Source organism: Ideonella lacteola (assembly GCF_038066555.1).
In the GTDB taxonomy this organism is placed as follows: Bacteria; Pseudomonadota; Gammaproteobacteria; order Burkholderiales; family Burkholderiaceae_C; genus Ideonella; species Ideonella lacteola.
Genome location: NZ_JBBUTG010000010.1, coordinates 204054 through 220842, shown reverse-complemented (window position 1 = coordinate 220842; position 16789 = coordinate 204054). Strand labels below are relative to the sequence as shown.

The 16789-nt window shown below is 66.7% G+C and carries 15 protein-coding genes; 11 read left to right on the top strand and 4 right to left on the bottom strand.

The features are described 5' to 3' along the window. Positions 1-11 precede the first annotated feature (11 nt). From AACH06_RS16860 to AACH06_RS16810, 11 genes are all read left to right on the top strand, one after another. Positions 12-2492, top strand: a complete 2481-nt coding sequence (locus AACH06_RS16860; RefSeq protein WP_341426908.1) for an arsenate reductase (azurin) large subunit — start codon at positions 12-14, stop codon at positions 2490-2492. Between the two features lie 26 nt (positions 2493-2518). Next, positions 2519-3358, top strand: coding sequence for a phosphate ABC transporter substrate-binding protein (locus AACH06_RS16855; protein ID WP_341426907.1), 840 nt, complete (start codon positions 2519-2521; stop codon positions 3356-3358). Then, positions 3309-4196, top strand: a complete 888-nt coding sequence (gene pstC, locus AACH06_RS16850) for a phosphate ABC transporter permease subunit PstC (protein ID WP_341426906.1) — start codon at positions 3309-3311, stop codon at positions 4194-4196. Before AACH06_RS16855 ends, pstC begins: the two co-directional genes overlap by 50 nt. Beyond that, complete coding sequence (gene pstA, locus AACH06_RS16845) at positions 4189-5043, top strand: phosphate ABC transporter permease PstA (RefSeq protein WP_341426905.1); 855 nt, start codon at positions 4189-4191, stop codon at positions 5041-5043. Before pstC ends, pstA begins: the two co-directional genes overlap by 8 nt. Continuing rightward, positions 5040-5900, top strand: a complete 861-nt coding sequence (locus AACH06_RS16840) for a phosphate ABC transporter ATP-binding protein (RefSeq protein WP_341426904.1) — start codon at positions 5040-5042, stop codon at positions 5898-5900. The genes pstA and AACH06_RS16840 overlap by 4 nt, the downstream gene beginning before the upstream one ends. Positions 5901-6018: 118 nt before the next feature. Beyond that, the gene (locus AACH06_RS16835; RefSeq protein ID WP_341426903.1) at positions 6019-6726 is read left to right on the top strand and encodes an ArsI/CadI family heavy metal resistance metalloenzyme; all 708 of its coding nucleotides are present in this window, start codon (positions 6019-6021) and stop codon (positions 6724-6726) included. Positions 6727-6773: 47 nt separating this feature from the next. After that, positions 6774-7280 (top strand): ArsI/CadI family heavy metal resistance metalloenzyme, encoded by a 507-nt coding sequence (locus AACH06_RS16830; RefSeq protein ID WP_341426902.1) that lies wholly within the window; start codon positions 6774-6776, stop codon positions 7278-7280. A gap of 123 nt (positions 7281-7403) precedes the next feature. After that, positions 7404-9803, top strand: a complete 2400-nt coding sequence (locus tag AACH06_RS16825) for an efflux RND transporter permease subunit (protein WP_341426901.1) — start codon at positions 7404-7406, stop codon at positions 9801-9803. After that, positions 9800-10597 (top strand): outer membrane lipoprotein-sorting protein, encoded by a 798-nt coding sequence (locus AACH06_RS16820; RefSeq protein WP_341426900.1) that lies wholly within the window; start codon positions 9800-9802, stop codon positions 10595-10597. Before AACH06_RS16825 ends, AACH06_RS16820 begins: the two co-directional genes overlap by 4 nt. Positions 10598-10602: 5 nt before the next feature. After that, positions 10603-11859, top strand: coding sequence for a DUF1302 family protein (locus AACH06_RS16815; RefSeq protein WP_341426899.1), 1257 nt, complete (start codon positions 10603-10605; stop codon positions 11857-11859). A 60-nt stretch (positions 11860-11919) separates the two neighbouring features. Then, positions 11920-12558 (top strand): DUF924 family protein, encoded by a 639-nt coding sequence (locus tag AACH06_RS16810; RefSeq protein WP_341426898.1) that lies wholly within the window; start codon positions 11920-11922, stop codon positions 12556-12558. A 124-nt stretch (positions 12559-12682) separates the two neighbouring features. Here the strand turns inward: AACH06_RS16810 and fghA are convergent, their stop codons facing one another. The 4 genes from fghA to AACH06_RS16790 are packed head-to-tail and all read right to left on the bottom strand — an operon-like array spanning position 12683 to position 16695. Beyond that, positions 12683-13525, bottom strand: a complete 843-nt coding sequence (gene fghA / locus AACH06_RS16805) for an S-formylglutathione hydrolase (protein ID WP_341426897.1) — start codon at positions 13523-13525, stop codon at positions 12683-12685. Positions 13526-13537: 12 nt separating this feature from the next. Further along, positions 13538-14911 (bottom strand): NAD(P)-binding domain-containing protein, encoded by a 1374-nt coding sequence (locus AACH06_RS16800; RefSeq protein ID WP_341426896.1) that lies wholly within the window; start codon positions 14909-14911, stop codon positions 13538-13540. Beyond that, entirely contained in the window at positions 14908-15432 is a 525-nt protein-coding gene (gene sufU, locus AACH06_RS16795; protein WP_341426895.1) for a Fe-S cluster assembly sulfur transfer protein SufU, read from the bottom strand. The genes AACH06_RS16800 and sufU overlap by 4 nt, the downstream gene beginning before the upstream one ends. A gap of 12 nt (positions 15433-15444) precedes the next feature. Beyond that, positions 15445-16695, bottom strand: coding sequence for a SufS family cysteine desulfurase (locus AACH06_RS16790; RefSeq protein WP_341426894.1), 1251 nt, complete (start codon positions 16693-16695; stop codon positions 15445-15447). Between the last annotated feature and the right edge of the window lie 94 nt (positions 16696-16789).

Below are 16789 nucleotides of genomic sequence, written 5' to 3'. Positions count from 1 at the left end.
GGGGCCCTTCGATGAGCACCGAAGACCCCATCGCCCTGCCGCCCGTTGACGCGCAGCGCACCTGCATGACCTGCCACTTTTGCATCGTCGGATGCGGCTACACCGTCTACAAGTGGGATGCCAACCGCGAAGGCGGTCGCGCACCGGGGCAGAACGCCCTGGGCGTCGATTTCAGGTCGCAGGTTCCGTCCATGGGCGTCACGCTCACGCGGGCGATGACCAACACCATCACCACCCGCGATGGCGAACGCCAGCGGGTGCTCATCGTTCCCGACAAATCGTGCGAGGTGAACGGCGGCCTCAGTTCCACTCGGGGCGGCAAGATGGCCAGTTACCTGTACAGCGCAGAAGGCCTCACCAAAGAGCGCCTGATCTCGCCGCAGCTGTACGCCGGCAGCCAGTGGCAAGACACCAGCTGGGACCGCGCGCTGGAGGTCTACGCCCGCGTTCTGCAACTCACACTCGACCGCGACAGCCCACGCGCCGTGCTCTTCTCGGCGTTCGACCACGGCGGCGCTGGCGGTGGCTTCGAGAACACCTGGGGCAGCGGCAAGCTGATGTTCACGGCCATCCAGACGCCGGCCGTCCGCATCCACAACCGCCCGGCCTACAACTCCGAATGCCACGCCACCCGGGACATGGGAATCGGCGAGTTGAACAACAGCTATGAAGACGCCCAAGTGGCCGACGTGCTCTGGTCGATCGGCAACAACCCCTACGAGACCCAGACCAACTACTTCCTGAACCACTGGCTGCCCAATCTCCAAGGCCAGACGGTCGACAAGAAGAAGGCCTGGTTCCCCGGCGAGGCCGCGGCACCCGCGCGGGTCATCTTCGTGGACCCCCGGCGGACCAACTCGGTGGCCATCGCGGAGCAGGTCGCGCCCGATCGCGTGCTGCACCTGGACATCGCGCCCGGCACGGACGTGGCGCTCTTCAACGGGCTGTTCACCCATGTCATCGAGCGCGGCTGGATCGACCAGCCGTTCATCGACCAGCACACCCGCAGCTTTCCGGAAGCCGCGGCGGCCAACCGGCTGTCGTTGGAAGAGTGCGCACGCATCACCGGTGTCCCGGTCGCGAAGCTCAAGCTCGCCGCCGAGTGGAGCTACGCCCCCAAGCCCGGCGGACACCGCCCCCGGACGATGCACGCCTACGAGAAGGGGATCATCTGGGGCAACGACAACTACCTGATCCAGTCGGCGCTGGTCAATCTGGTGCTCGCCACCCACAACGTAGGCCGGCGCGGCACCGGTGTCGTCCGCATGGGCGGTCACCAGGAGGGCTACACGCGCCCGCCGCATCCCACCGGCGAGAAGATCTATGTCGATCAGGAGGTCATCGCGGGTCGCGGCCGGATGATGACCTTCTGGGCCTGCAACAACTTCCAGACCTCCAACAACGCCCAGCGCCTGCGTGAAGCGGTGTTCGAACGTGCCCAGATCGTGCGCGCTGCCCTGTCGAAACTGCACGGCGCCAGCCCGGCGGAACAGGCCCAGGCCATCTACGACGCCACGCTGCGCGGCGGCCTGTTCGTCACCAGCATCAACCTCTACCCCACCGTGCTGCGCGATGCGGCACACCTGCTGCTGCCCGCAGCCCAACCGGGGGAAATGAACCTCACGTCGATGAACGGCGAACGCCGCCTGCGATTGACCGAGAAGTTCATGGACCCACCCGGCCAAGCCAAGCCGGATTGCCTCATTGCCGCCTTGATCGCGCGCCGCACCCGGGCCCTCTACGAACAGGCCGGCCGTGCGGACATGGTCCAGCGCTTTTCAGGCTTCGACTGGCAGACCGAAGAAGACGCCTTCAACGACGGTTTCCGCCGCGCGGGCCGGCCCGGTGCGCCACCGATCGACAGCCAGGGCGGCAGCTCGGGCCATTTGGCCACCTACGCGCTGCTGAAAGCCGCCGGCAACAACGGCGTGCAGCTGCCGATCCGCGAGGTGCGCGATGGTCGGTTGGTGGGCACGCCCATGCTGTACACCGACCACCGCTTCGACACCGCCGACGGCAAGGCCGTGTTCAAGCCGTCGACCTGGAAAGGCCTGTCCGAGCGCATCGAGGCGCAGCGCACGAAGCATCGGTTCTGGATCAACAACGGCCGCTCCAACGAGGTGTGGCAGACGGCGTACCACGACCAGTACAACACCTTCGTGCGTGGGCGCTACCCCTTGGCCTACATCGAGATCAACCCCGGCGACGCGAAAGACCTGGGCGTCCAGGCGGGCGATGTGGTGGAGATCTTCAACGACCACGGCACGACCTGCGCCATGGCCTATCCGGTGGCCGACATGAAGCCGGGCCACACCTTCATGCTGTTTGCGCAGGCCAAAGGCATCGCGGGCGACCTCACCTCCGACTGGACGGACCGCAACGTCGTCCCTTACTACAAGGGGGCCTGGGCCAGCATCCGCCGAGTCGGGGGCATGGCCGACTACCGGCACATCACCTCCTTCAAGCGCCGGTCGTTCGACCGCGTGGCGTGACCTTCGATGTCTACCAGGAATGGACCATGACCGATTCCCTTCTTTCAACCACGCGCCGCCATCTCTTCGTTGTCGCGGCCAGCTTGGCGGTGGCTTTCTCCGCTCATGGCGGTGAGCGCAAGCTGGTGCTCACCGGCGCGAGCACGGTCGCGCCGCTCGCCGCCGAAATCGGCAAGCGGTTCGAAAAATTGAACCCTGGCGTGCAGGTGGACGTTCAGACGGGCGGCTCGGCCCGAGGCGTGAACGACGCGCGGGTGGGGCTGTCCGACATCGGCATGGTCTCGCGTGACCTGAAGCCCGACGAAGAACAGCAGCTGAAGTCGTTCACGATCGCCTACGACGGCGTCTGCATGATCGTCCACAAGTCGAACCCGGTCTCGACGCTGACGAAGGAGCAGGTCGTCGGCATCTACACCGGGCGCATCACCAACTGGAAAGAGCTGGGCGGCTTGGATCGAAAGATCACCGTGGTGAACAAGGCCGAGGGCCGCTCGACCTTGGAGCTGTTCCTGCATCACTTCGGCCTGGTGAACAGCCAGATCAAGGCCCATGTGGTCGTGGGCGACAACGAGCAGGACATCAAGACGGTGGTCGGCAACCCGGGGGCGGTGGCCTACGTGTCCATCGGCACTGGCGAATTCGACGTCGAGCAAGGCATGCCCTTGAAGCTGCTGCCCATGGAGGGCATCGCCGCGACGAGCGAGAACGTGAAGAACCGCAGCTTCCCGCTGATGCGCGTGTTGAACCTGGTCACCAAGGGCCAGCCCACCGGGCTGAGCAAGCAGTTCATCGACTACGCCCGGACGGAGTCTGTCCATGATCTCGTCAAAGACCAGTACTTTGTACCTCTCGCCTCCGCGCGCTGATCTGTGGCTGGCGATCGGCCTGCGGCTGCTCGCCGCCACGGGCATCGCGCTGCTGGCGATCATCGTCTGGTGCCTGCTGGGCGAGGCGTGGAACGTGTTCGTCGGCGTCGGGGCGAGCCACTTCCTCACCGACAGCTCATGGCATCCCACCGAGGGCACCTTCGGCATCGCGCCGATGGCGGTGGCCTCCATCGCCTCGGCGCTCGGCGCCGTGCTGATCGCCAGCCCGATTGGCGTCGGCTCGGCGGTGTTCTGCCAGTACTACTGCAGCCCGGGCTGGAGCAGCGCACTGCGGCAGCTGCTCGGGCTGTTCGCCGGCATCCCCTCGGTCGTCTTCGGCTTCTGGGGGCTGGTGACGCTGGTGCCCTTGATCGCCGAAGACAACCCGCCCGGCGCGAGCCTTCTGGCCGGCGCCCTGGTGTTGGCCATGATGATCGTGCCGACTGTGGCGCTGACGGCCCATGCGGCACTCGCCAGCGTCCCCCACAGCTTCGTGGCAGCGGGCCACGCGCTCGGCCTGCGGCGCGGCACGATCGTTCTGAAGGTGACCCTCATCGCAGCACGAAACGGCATCTTCGCCGGCATCATCATGTCGCTGGGTCGCGCCTTGGGCGAAACCATGGCCATGCTGATGGTCAGCGGCAACATCGTCCAGATCCCCTCGAGCGTGTTCGATTCGGTCCGGTCGCTGGCCGCGAACATCGCGCTCGAGATGGCCTACGCCACCGGCACCCATCGATCGGCGCTCTATGCCTGCGGGATCGCCTTGATCGCCGTGGTCGCGCTGTCGACATGGGTGTCCGAACGCCTGACGGCAGGAGCACGCCACCGTGCATGAACTCTCGCTGCTCAACCGGCATCGCGCCAGCGAGCTGCTGTACCCGCTGGCCGCGGTCGCCTGCATCGCCGCCTTCGCCCTGCTGCTGTTCAGCCTCGTGCAGAACGGCGCCCCCTACCTCACGTGGGAGTTCCTGACCAGTGAGCCGGCGCGCAGCGGACGCCAGGGCGGCATCTTCCCGATCCTGGTGTCGACCTGTCTGCTGCTGGGGGTCGCCCTGGTCGTCGCCGTTCCATCCGGCCTGGCCGCGGCCATTCTGCTCAGCGAAATCTCACGGCGGGGCAACTGGCTGGCCCGGGGGCTCAGCATCTCGCTGGACATCCTCGCCGGCGTGCCATCGATCGTCTACGGCCTGTTCGGCAACGCGTTCTTCTGCGTCTACCTCGGGATGGGCTTCTCGATCCTCTCCGGCGGCCTGACGCTGGCGTGCATGGTGCTGCCGATCTTCGTGCGCTCGGCCGAGGCGGGCTTCGTCGCCGTGCAGGAAGACTGGCGCCTGGGCGCCGCGGCGCTGGGCATGTCGAAGCTCAGCACCCTGCTGCACATCCTGCTGCCCGCCGCTGCACCGGCCATCACGGTCGGCCTGGTGCTCGGCATCGGCCGCGCGCTCGCCGAAACCGCGGCCCTGATCTACACCAGTGGTTATGTCGACCGCCTGCCCGACTCGCTGATGGATTCGGGCCGGGCGCTGTCGGTGCACATCTACGACCTGTCGATGAATGTGCCGGGCGCCGAACACCACGCGTATGCATCGGCCCTCGTGCTCATCGCGCTGCTGCTGGCCATCAATGGTGTGGCCTCCTGGCTCGCCGAACACCTGCTCCACCAGAGGATCAAGCGATCATGATGAACGTCGTTGAAGCGGCACTGCCGGAAATGCTGCTCAAGGAGCCCCCTGTCGCCCAGCGGCTGGCCGACAGCAAGCTCGTCCACATCCAGCCCGCGGCGCTGTCGGTGCACCGGCTGGGCGTGAGCTACGCAGGACGCCCCGTGCTCAAGGACGTGTCGATCGACATCGCCGCCGGGCACATCACCGCGCTGATCGGCCCGTCGGGTTGCGGCAAGACCACCTTCCTGTCCTGCCTGAACCGCATGATCGATCTCGTGCCCGGCAGCCGTGTCACCGGCCAGGTCCGCCTGCACGGCGTGAATGTGTACGACGACGCGGTCGTGCCGCTGATGCTGCGCCGGCGGGTGGGCATGGTCTTCCAGAAGCCCAACCCTTTCCCGCTGTCGATACGCAAGAACCTGCAGATGCCGCTGCGCGAGCTGGGCATCCGCAGCAAGGGCGAGCTGGAGGCCCGCGTCGAGAAGGTGCTGCAGGACGTCGGCCTGTGGAAAGAGGTCTGTGACCAGCTGGACAAGTCCGCCCTCGCGCTGTCGGGCGGCCAGCAGCAACGCCTGTGCATCGCGCGCACGCTGGCGCTCGAGCCCTCCACCGTGTTGCTCGACGAGCCGTGCAGCGCGCTCGACCCGATCTCATCGGGCGCGGTCGAAGACCTGATCGCCCAGCTGCGCGGCGACTACACCGTGGTGGTGGTGACGCACAACCTCGCCCAGGCCCGCCGCATCGCCGACGAAGTGGCGCTCTTCTGGGTCCAGGAGAGCTGCGGTGCGCTGGTCGAGTTCGGGCCGACCCAGAAGGTTTTCACCCAACCCGAACACCGCCTGACCTGCGAGTACATCTGCGGCATGCGGGGCTGATTCCAGGGCCGCGCCGCCCGGCAACCTAGTCGTTCGGACAGTACATCGGCGCGGCCTCGACACCTAGACTTTGTTTGCACCCGGCCTTCACGCCGCCAACCAACCCGAGGAGATAAGAATGTCCACTGGCGCTGCTACCACCGCTTCCGCCTGCTGCCCCGCGCCTGCAGGCGTCGCTGCCAGCACGGGTTCTGGCTGCTGCCCGGCCCCCGCGGTCAAGGCCTCCCAGGCCACTGCCACCCAGGCCGCCGCGAGTTCAGCGTGCTGCCCTGCCCCCGCATCGACCGGCGCCACCGCCACGGCGGCCTCGTCCTGCTGCGCCGCGCCCGCCTTGACCGCTGAAGCCGAGGAGTTGGTCAGCGCGGTCGACTTCCCCAACACCCGCCGGCCGCACATCAGCCTGAATGTGAAGAACGTTCAGCGCGCCATGTGGTTCTACAAGATCCTGTTCAACCAGAACCCGGTCAAGCTGCGGCCCGACTATGCCAAGTTCGAGCCGGTCGACCCGCCGGTGAACTTCACCCTCAACGAGCACGCCGATGCGGTGGACCGCGACGGCCACTTCGGCATCGAGGTCAAGAGCGTCGAAGACGTGGCCCGCTACCTGGAGCGTTTCAGGTCGGCCGGCCTGAAGGTGGACACCACCGAAACGCAGGTCTCGTGCTGCTACTCGGTGCAGGACAAGGCCTGGGTGGTCGACCCCGATGGCAACCACTGGGAGATCTTCGTGGTGACGAACAACGAAGCGACCGAGGGATGTGGCCTGACCTGCATCTGCTACGACCCGGGCACCGGCGGCTGCAACTGGAAAGCCCGCGAGCAGTAAGCCCGCCCGCGCCCCGCCCTTCACCCCCTTCGATCAAGGTCTCCGTCATGCAAACCGCCGAAGCCAGCGCCTCCAACGAGCAGTTCCACAGCAGCGTGGCCCAGTTTCCGGGCAACAGCCGCATCCACATCAGCCTGAACGTGGCCGACCTGAACCGCTCGCTGCTCTTCTACATGCACTTCTTCGGCGAAGAGCCGATGAAGGTGCGCGAGGGCTATGCCAAGTTCAACCTGCAGGATCCACCCATCAACTTCTCGATCAACGAGAACCCGCTGGACACGCGCAGCCAGGGCCACCTGGGCGTGCAGGTGAAAAGTACCCGCGTCGTGCAGGAGATGCACGCCCGCCTGACCCGGGAGGGCTTCAACATCGTCAGCGAAGACGGCACCGAGTGCTGCTACGCCGTCCAGTCGAAGCTGTGGGTGGCCGACCCGGACGGCAACCGCTGGGAGGTCTTCGTGACCACCGAGCCCGATGCCGAGCAAGGGTGCGGCCCGGACTGCATCTGCCACAAAGAGTTCAAGCGCAGCTTCGTCGAGACCGCCACCAACTAGACAAGCGCTGCCGGGACTCGGAAGCCCGGTGACTTCGAGACGGCCACGGGGGCGCGCTCGCGTTCGTGGCCGTCGTCGTTTCCGGCGTCCCTGCGTTGGGAGACGCCCGATCAGGAGAACGAGATGATGAGTGATCTGTATCGCCAGTACGCCGGCTTCGTCATACGCCACCGCAAGTCCGTGGTCGCCTTGCTGGCGGTTGTCACGGTGCTGCTGTGCTCGCGCTTGATGAGCCTGCAGGTCGACATGGACCAGGACACCTGGATACCGCAGTCGCACCCCTACGTGCAAACCACCAAAGCGCTGGAGAAGGTCTTCGGCGGTCGCAACTTCACCATCATCGGCGTCGTGCCCAAGAGCGGCGACATCTACAACCCTCAGGTGCTCGCCAAGGTCCAGCGCATCCAGGAAGGCATCGAGAACCTGCCCGATGCGATCCGCCACAACGTGATGAGCGTGGCCGCCCGGAAGGTGAAGGACATCAAGGCCAACGACAGCGGCCTGGTCGTCAAACGGGTGATGGAGAAAGTGCCCGCGACCCCGCAGGAGATCGAAGCGTTCCGGCGCGCCGTCGAATCCAACCCGTTCTATGTGAATTCGCTGGTGTCACCGGACGGCAAAGCGGCCGCGATCATCGCCGACTTCAAGGTCGACACGAGCAAGCCCAGCTACGCCGCGCTGTACAGCCAGATCAAGGAGGTGCTGGACAAGGAACGGGACGACTCGGTCGACATCTACGTCGGCGGCCTGCCGGTCGACTTCGCTTCGTTCGAATCGCACATGATGCAGATGCCGATCTACTTCGGCGCGGCCCTGCTCATCATCATGGCCATCCAGTACTGGTCGTTCAAGAGCTTCCAGGGCATGCTGCTGCCGATCCTGACGGCCGTGCTCAGCGTGCTCTGGGCGCTCGGCTTCATGGGCCTGATCGGCGTGCACATGGATGGCATGAACACCACCACGCCGATCCTGATCATGTCCGTGGCGGCGGGGCACGGCATCCAGATTCTCAAGCGCTACTACGAAGAGTTCCACCGGCTGCGGCTCTCCACCGCCCGGCCCGATGACCGCGAGGTGAACCGCCAGGCCGTCATCGAATCGATCGCACGGGTGGGCCCGGTGATGACGATCGCTGGCGCCATCGCCGCGATCACCTTCGCCACCCTCGCCACCTCGGATGTGTCCGTGGCCCGGCACTTCGGTGTCTTCGCCGCCTCCGGCGTGATGGCGGCGTTGATCCTCGAGATGACGCTGATCCCGGCGCTGCGCTCGATGCTGCGCCCGCCATCGAAGACCGAGGCCGCCGCCGAGCGTTCGCACAAGGTGCTCGATGCCATCCTGATCCGGCTGGCCAACGGCCTGACCGGCGGGCGCGCGCCGCTGATCCTGGCGGCCGGTGTCGGCGTCATCGCCGTCATTGCTGCCGGAGCGAGCCAGATCCAAATCGACAACAGCCTGCGCACCTACAGCCGTCCTGACAGCGAAGTGCGGGTTCACGACCGTGAGCTGAATGCGCGCTTCGGCGGCACCAACACCATCTACTTCCTTGTCGAAGGCGACAAGACCGACAGCCTGAAGGACCCGAAGGCCCTCACCGCCATCGCCGAGCTCCAGGACTTCCTGGCCGCTCAGCCCAACGTCGGCAAGACCCAGTCGATCGTCGACCTGATCAAGCGCATCAACCAGGCGATGCACGCCGACGCGGCCGACCAGGCCCTGGTGCCGCCGGATCGCGCCTTGATCGCGCAGTACCTGCTGCTGTACTCGATGTCGGGTGACCCGCAAGACTTCGACAGCTACGTGGATAACGACTATCGCCGGGCAGCCGTCTGGGTGTTCCTCAAGACGGACAGCACCAACTACGCCGAGCAGCTCCACCAGAAGGCCGAGGCCCTGATTCGCGACAAGTTCCCCCCGGGCGTGACCGTGCGCATGGGCGGCAGCCTGCCGCAAACCATCGCCGGCAACCAGGCGCTGACGACCGGCAAGACGAAGAACATCGCGCAGATGGTGCTGGTGGTCTTCGTGCTCAGCGCGCTCATCCTGCGCTCTTTTGTCGGCGGCCTGTTTGTCACGACGCCGCTGGTGCTGGTGGTCATGGCCAACTTCGGGGTGATGGGCTGGTTCGGCATTCCGCTGGACATGGGCACCATCTCGACCGCCGCGATGGCGATCGGCATCGGTGCCGACTACGAGCTGTACTTGCTGTTCCGCTTCCGCGAAGAGCTGCAGCGCGCGGGGGGCGACGTTGCGGCGGCCACCCGGCAATCGCTGGTGACCTCGGGCAAGGCCGTTCTCTATGTGGCCCTGTCGATCGCGGCCGGCTACTCGTTCCTGCTGACCTCGGGCTTCGCCTTCTACAGCCGGCTGGCCGTGATGGTGGTGGCCACGATGGCGGTGAGTGCCTTCGCCGCCATCATCTTCCTGCGGGCGATGACGATGATCTTCAAGCCCCGGTTCATCTTCGGCGCGAACAAGCCGGTGTTGAACGGCGCCCCGCTGCGCGAATCGAGGGCCCAATGAGAAAGGCGCTCGCAGCGATCCTGTGGCTGAGCTCGGCGACGTTTCTGTGGCCGGCCAGCGCGCAGGCCATGAGCGCCGACGAAGTCATGCAGAAGAACTTCTTCGCCTCCAAGCCGAGGATGCTCTCCAAGCAGGTCACGATGACCCTGATCAACGATCGCGGCGAAACGCGCCTGCGCAAGATCTCGGCGCTCACCTCGCTGCAGACGAACGGCATCGATTCGAACATGCTCGTGCGCTTCCTGGAGCCCGCCGACATCAAGGGCACCTCGTTCCTCCAGATCGAGCACTCCGAGGCCGACGACGATCAGTGGATCTACCTGCCGGCGCTGCGCAAGAGTCGCCGCCTGGTCTCCAGCAACCGCAAGGACAGCTTCATCGGATCGGACTTCGCCTACGGCGACGTGCTGCCGCCGAAGGTCAGCCTCTACCAGAACAAGCTCACCGGCGAAGAGACGGTCGAGGGGCTGCCCTGCTACGTCGTTGAATCGGTGCCGGCGAACGATCAGGTGAAGGCCGACTACGGCTACTCGCGCAAGACCACCTGGGTCGCGAAGGACAGCTTCCACGAGGTCAAGACCGTCTACTACGACGTGACCGGCCGGCTGCTGAAGACCCAGATCGTTCGCGACATCGTCCTGGTGGACCCCGAGGCCCAGCGCTGGGCGCCGAAGTACAAGGAGATGGTCAACCACCAGACCAACCACAAGACAGTCGTGCGCGCCGACAGCTACACGACCGACGTCAAGATCTCGGCCGACACGTACACGACCCGATCGCTGGAGCGTGACTGAAAGGGATGACCTCCGTTTCGCTACACGCTGGTCGGGCGGGCTGCGCGTTGCTGCTGTCGATCTGGGGGGCCACCGCCGGGGCCGACGAGGGAGACGGCGCTGTCCACCTGAGTGGTGCGCTCAGGGGCCACTACTTCGGTTCGAGCCGCACCTTGGACGATCGGGCCGACTTCTTCGGCACCTCGCTGCAGCTCAAGGGAGTCGCGCGGCCGACCGAGCAGGTCTCCATGAAGATGGAGGCACGCGCCATCGCGCCCGCGCTGGGCAGGTCCGATCCGCACAGCGAAGCCCAGCTCATCGAGGGCTACATGTCGCTGAATGAAGGGCGCTGGGACTGGCGCCTGGGCAAACAGATCGTGGCCTGGGGCCGGGCCGATGGCATCAACCCGACCGATGTGGTCAGCCCGCGCGATGCCACCATCTTGCTGCCGTTCGACGCCGACCAGCGCTCCGGCCTGTGGGGCGTCGTCGGCAGCTACGCCTGGACCTCCGAGACCAGCCTGTCCGTGCTCTGGAAGACCGACTTCGAGGCATCGCGGATGCCGGTGCCGCTGGCGCAGCGTTCGGCTTACCGGTTTGAGCAGCCGCCGCACCCCGGCGCCCAGTGGGGCCTGCGGCTGAACCGCACCGGCGGCGATGTGGATTGGTCGGTCAGCCTCTTCCGTGGGCGCAGCCTGTGGCCGCATGCGGGGCCGAACCAAGCCGCCGATGGAGCCACCCTGCGGCTGACCTATCCGACCGTCACCATGCTCGGCGCCGACCTGGCCACCAACTTCGGCGACTACGGCACGCGCTTCGAGGCGGCCTACACCACCCCGGCCCACCCTGTGGCGCCCCACGAACCGGGCCTGCGCCGAAACGTCTACTGGGTCGCGGGCGTGGACCGGACCTTCTTTCCCCGGCTGAACGTGAATGTGCAAGTCTTCGCGCGGCACAGCTGGGGCCTGCCCACCAACCTGCCGCCGCGGTATCAGTGGGCCGGTGCGTTCAACGCCGCCACCTTCATGCAGCAGCGGCCGTGGGTGCACGGTGTGACGCTGCGCATCAGCAACGCGTGGCTGCACGACACGCTGGATGCCGAGGTGTTCGTCCAGCGCTTTCTGCCCAACGACGGCACCTTCGTGCAGCCGATGGTCGGCTACGCCTTCACCGATTCCGTCCGCGGCACCTTGGGAGCCCAGCTCTACACCGGGTCTGGGCCCCAGCTCGGGCCCCTGAAGGCCAACCGCGGCGCCTTCGCCGAGCTCCGCTACGCCTTCTAGCGTCGCCTCTCGCGCCAACAGCCCCCTTTCCCCCATGCCTTTCAACCAGGAGAACCGAAGATGACGCTCCACAGCTTTTCCCAAACCCTGACGACCGAAGTGCCGCAGTACTGGTTCGGCGCGGTCGACGACTCGACGGCGTTGTCGATGCAACATGAAGCCGTTCAGCGGTGGAACGCCAAGTCGCCCGCGGTCGACGAGTTCATCCGGACCCAGTTCCTGTCGATCTACCGCGATCTGCGCGGCGAGGCCGAGCGCGGATGGGCGCCCGCCAGCCTCGCCGAGAGAGTGGGCGCCGTCCTGGTGCTCGACCAGTTCCCGCGCCACATCTACCGCGACCAGGTCGGCATGTACGGCAGCGACTCGCTGGCCATCCGGCTGACGGTCGATGGCCTGAACACGCCGGAGCACAAGACCCTGCCGATGGTGCGCCGCATGTTCCTTTACATGCCGCTGATGCACTCGGAGCGGGTCGATGACCAGCGCCGTTGCGTGCAGCTGTTCGACGAGATGCGCGAGGATGTGAAGACGCGCTCGCCGCAGAACGTGCAGTTCTTCGAGATGTCCTACCACTACGCGCGCCGGCACCTGGAGATCGTCGAGCGCTTCGGCCGCTTCCCGCACCGCAACGAGATCCTCGGCCGGCCCACGACCGAGGCCGAGGCCGCGTTCCTGAAGGAACCCAACAGCTCCTTCTGAGTTTGCCCCCGTCGAGCGCGCTCTTGGCACCTCCCCCGGCAGCCCACTGCCCCGGGGGCGGTGCATAGGCGCGAGCCGCATCGAGCGCCTGTCGCAGCGCCGATCACAGCGCTTATCGCAGCGTTTATCGCAGCGCCTGCGCGTGGTGCGCGATGTGATCGGCCATGAAGGTGCTGACGAAGAAGTAGCTGTGGTCATGGCCGGGCTGCCGCCGAAGGGTCAAGCCTTGCCCACCTTCGCGGCACGCCTGCTCCAGCAGATCGGGCATCAGTTGCTCAGCGAGGAAACGATCGGCTGAACCCACGTCGACCAGCATGTGGGCTGAGCGCGCGCCGGCGCGCAGCAGCTCGACCGCGTCATGGCTCAAACGCGCCTCGGGATCGTCGCCGAAGTAACGGTCGAAGGCCTTTCGCCCCCAAGGGGCGCGCGACGCCGAGCACACCGGCGCGAACGCCGACACACTCCGAAAGCGCTGGGGGTGGCGCAAGGCGAGCGTGAGCGCACCGTGTCCCCCCATCGAATGACCGGTGATGCCGAGACGGTCACGTCGCACCGCGAAGTGGCTGGCCAGAACCTCCGGCAGTTCGACGGTGAGCCAATGCTCCATGCGGAAACGTTCGGCCCACGGTGGGCGGATGGCGTCGACGTAGAAGCTGGCGCCCTCGCCCACGTCCCATTCGCCCGTCGCGCCAGGCACGCCCGTGCGGCGCGGGCTGGTGTCGGGCGACACGAGCACCAAGCCGTGCTCGGCCGCGCAGCGCTGCGCGCCCGCCTTGGTGGCGAAGGTCTCTTCGTTGCACGCCAGGCCCGCCAGAAGGTACAGCATCGGCACGGGCTGCCGAAAGGCTTCGGGCGGCCGGTAGACGCCGAAGCGCATCGGCAGGCCCACGGCGGTCGACAGGTGCTGGTAGAAGCCCTGTACACCGCCAAAGCAGGCGAACTCGCCCAGCACGGTCAGGCCACTCATGGATGCACCTGCTCAGCCGCAGCCACCGCCGCCGCAACCACCGCCCGATCCGCCGGTGCCGCAACAGCCTCCGCCGCCACCGCCACCACCGCAGGCCGACGCCCCGCCGACCGAGCCGCAGCAGGCCCCGTCACCGCAGCCGCCACAAACAGCCCCTTCAGGCAACTGGAAGTCGATGCGGTTGGCCGCCTCCATGTCGCCGGCCAGCCAGGCGGCGACCGACCGCACCTGCTCGTAGCCGTAGAACAGGAAGAAGTTGGGCGCGCGGCCGTGGCTCTTCATGCCCACAGTGAACAGATCGCGCTCTGGATGGGCCAAGGTCGCCGCGCCATACGGCTGCGGTATGGCCTGCCCCTGATCTGCCGCCTGGCGGATCAAGCCACCCACGCCCGCGGTGGCCTCCAGCCACGGGTCAAGCGCCACATGCAGCTCGCCGAGCACCGAGAGATCGGGCCGGAAGCCGGTGCACACGACGAGCTCATCGCCTTCGAGGATGGAGTGGCGGCCGTTGCGCAGCCCTCGCAGCATCAAGCGCCCTTCCTTGCCAAGCTGGCCCACTTCTTCCAGCGCGAAGTGACTGACCGCCTGGATCGCGCCCTTGCGCACCAAGGCCGTCAGCTGCGTCAGCGCGCTGGCCCGCTCGGGCAGCAAGGTTTCCACGGTCGACCCGGTGGTCTGCACCACCGGCGTCGGCCCGCGCGTCACCCACGTGATCTGGCCCCGGCCGCCCTCTCTCGACGCGGCCAGGTCCAGCAACACGTTGATGGCCGAGTGGCCACCGCCCAGCACGAAGACGTCCCGGCCGGCATAGCGGCCCGCCGCCTCGCCCCGGACATCCGGGATGCCATAGGCCACCCGCGGATTGCCCGGTTCACCGACCGCCGGCAAGCCGGAGTGGCCGCCAGGGCTGGGGCTGCCCCAGGTTCCCGAGGCATCGATGACGGCCCGGGCCAACACGCGGGTGTGATCGCCGGAGGCTTGCGCGATGTGCAGCTCGAAAGGCGCCTCTTCGCGCCCGACGCGGCGCAGCTTGTCGAAACCCAGGCGGCTGACCGACACCACGCGGTGGCCGTAGCGGATGCATCGCGCGACGGCGGGCAACTTGGCCAGCGGGTCGAGGTACTGCGACACCAGCTCGGCCCCGGTGGGAAAGCCTTCGGCCGCCGGCGCCGTCCAGCCCTGCTCTTTCAGGAGCTTCATGGCGCTCATGTCCATGTTCATGCCCCAGGACGAGAACATGCGCACATGGCTCCACTGCCGAACCGCCGCCGCCGCATGGGGCGCCGCTTCGAACACGAGGGGTGTTTCGCCTCGCTCCAGCAGGCGCGAGATGGCGGCCAGGCCGATGGGCCCCGCGCCGATGACAACGACAGGAAGCTGGTTCATTGGGGGGATCTCCCGACGGGGCGTCCACGCGGCTCGGCGGGCGGCTCGGTCATCAGCGGTTGTGCCAGCGCTGTTTCCAGCGTCGTCCACGGCAGCATGGCGCACTCCACGCGCGACGGGATGTGCCGAAGACGCTCGAACACGGTGAGCGGGCCCAGCAACGTGCGGTCGAGCGGCAGGGCATCGCCATGCTCGATCGTGCGAAGAAAGGCCCGCCGCAGCAGGTGCACTTCAATGAGCGACTTGTGCTTGAGCATGTCGGTCATCATCGAGGCCGAGGCCTTGCACACGGCACAGCAGGCGCTGCTGGTGAACTGGGCCGCCATGATCGTGGCGGCACGAAAGTCGAGGTACAGCGTCATGTGATCGCCGCAGATCGGGCTGTCGCCGTGCGCCTGCACATTCGCCCCGGCCAACTCGCCGAAGTTGTGCGGCGAACGGCCGAACTTCACGATCTCGCCCTGATACAGGATCAGGGCCTCGTTCGCCTCGCTGCTCGACACGTCATGGGACAAGGTCATGGCGTGCGGCGCTCACTGGCTCGAGAGGATGCGCTTGACGTTGCGTACACCGTCGATCAGCGCATCCACATCGTCGAGCGTGTTGTAGAGCGCGAACGACGCCCGCGCCGTGGCGGGCACGTCGAAATGGTCCATCACCGGCTGGGCGCAGTGGTGGCCGGCACGGATCGCCACGCCGTAGCCATTGAGCAGGCTGCCCACATCGTGCGGGTGGATGTCATCGACCATGAACGACAACACCGACGCCTTGTGGCGGGCGGTGCCGATCACACGAACGCCGTCGATCTCGGCGATGCGTTCCAACGCGTAGTCGAGCAACTCGCCTTCGTATTGCTGGATCTCGCGCATGCCCACCGATTGCAGGTAGTCGACCGCAGCACCGAGCCCAATGGCACCGGCGATCGGTGGCGTTCCTGCCTCGAACTTTTGCGGCGGCACGTTGTAGACCGTCTTCTCGAAGGTCACGCGCAGGATCATGTCGCCCCCGCCCAGATACGGGCCCATGCGCTCTTGGACATTGGGGCCGGTGTAGAGCACGCCGATGCCGGTCGGGCCGCACATCTTGTGCCCCGAGAAGAGGTAGTAGTCGCACTCCAGCGCACGCACATCGACCGGCATGTGCGGCACGGCCTGGGCGCCATCGATCAGCGTGACCGCCCCCACCTTTCGAGCCGAGGCGACCATGTCCTGAACCGGGTTCACGGTGCCGATCGAGTTGGACACCTGCGTCATCGCCACCAGCCGGGTGCGCGGTCCGAGCAGGCGGTGATAGGCGGCGAGGTCCAACTCGCCGCGCGCATCGATGGGCACCACCCGCAGCACGGCCCCCACCTCTTCGCACAGCATCTGCCAGGGCACGATGTTGGAGTGATGCTCCAAGCCGGTGACGATGATCTCGTCACCCGAGCGAAGATTCCGGCGTCCGAAGCTGTGCATCACCAGGTTGACTGAATCGGTCGCCCCCCTGGTGAACACGATCTCCTTCTCGGAACCGGCGTTGATGAATTCGGCCACCTTCTTCCGCGCGCCCTCGAAGGCCAGCGTGGCGTTCGAGCCCAGCGAGTGAACGCTGCGATGGACGTTCGAGTGCTCGCTGGATTGGTAGCGGTGCAGCCGATCGATCACCACGCGGGGCGTCTGGCTGCTGGCGGCGCTGTCCAGGTAGACCAAGGGCTTGCCGCAGGCCTGCTGCTGCAGGATGGGGAAGTCCTGCCGAATCTGATGGATGTCGAACGCTTTGGTACGCGGCACCGTTGCTTCCATGAACACTGTCCTCGCCTGGTGGTCTGATGCAGAAGGCTTCGAGCCGCCGCCACGCGCAGCGCGGGGCGGCCCGGCCTGGTCACTTCAACGCGGC

Coding starts and splice junctions, on each gene's coding strand:
- AACH06_RS16860 (WP_341426908.1), top strand. CDS start 12: ATGAGCACCGAAGACCCCATCGCCCTGCCGCCCGTTGACGCGCAGCGC.
- AACH06_RS16855 (WP_341426907.1), top strand. CDS start 2,519: ATGACCGATTCCCTTCTTTCAACCACGCGCCGCCATCTCTTCGTTGTC.
- pstC (WP_341426906.1), top strand. CDS start 3,309: ATGATCTCGTCAAAGACCAGTACTTTGTACCTCTCGCCTCCGCGCGCT.
- AACH06_RS16840 (WP_341426904.1), top strand. CDS start 5,040: ATGATGAACGTCGTTGAAGCGGCACTGCCGGAAATGCTGCTCAAGGAG.
- AACH06_RS16835 (WP_341426903.1), top strand. CDS start 6,019: ATGTCCACTGGCGCTGCTACCACCGCTTCCGCCTGCTGCCCCGCGCCT.
- AACH06_RS16830 (WP_341426902.1), top strand. CDS start 6,774: ATGCAAACCGCCGAAGCCAGCGCCTCCAACGAGCAGTTCCACAGCAGC.
- AACH06_RS16825 (WP_341426901.1), top strand. CDS start 7,404: ATGATGAGTGATCTGTATCGCCAGTACGCCGGCTTCGTCATACGCCAC.
- AACH06_RS16820 (WP_341426900.1), top strand. CDS start 9,800: ATGAGAAAGGCGCTCGCAGCGATCCTGTGGCTGAGCTCGGCGACGTTT.
- AACH06_RS16815 (WP_341426899.1), top strand. CDS start 10,603: ATGACCTCCGTTTCGCTACACGCTGGTCGGGCGGGCTGCGCGTTGCTG.
- AACH06_RS16810 (WP_341426898.1), top strand. CDS start 11,920: ATGACGCTCCACAGCTTTTCCCAAACCCTGACGACCGAAGTGCCGCAG.
- fghA (WP_341426897.1), bottom strand. CDS start 13,525: ATGAGTGGCCTGACCGTGCTGGGCGAGTTCGCCTGCTTTGGCGGTGTA.
- AACH06_RS16800 (WP_341426896.1), bottom strand. CDS start 14,911: ATGAACCAGCTTCCTGTCGTTGTCATCGGCGCGGGGCCCATCGGCCTG.
- sufU (WP_341426895.1), bottom strand. CDS start 15,432: ATGACCTTGTCCCATGACGTGTCGAGCAGCGAGGCGAACGAGGCCCTG.
- AACH06_RS16790 (WP_341426894.1), bottom strand. CDS start 16,695: ATGGAAGCAACGGTGCCGCGTACCAAAGCGTTCGACATCCATCAGATT.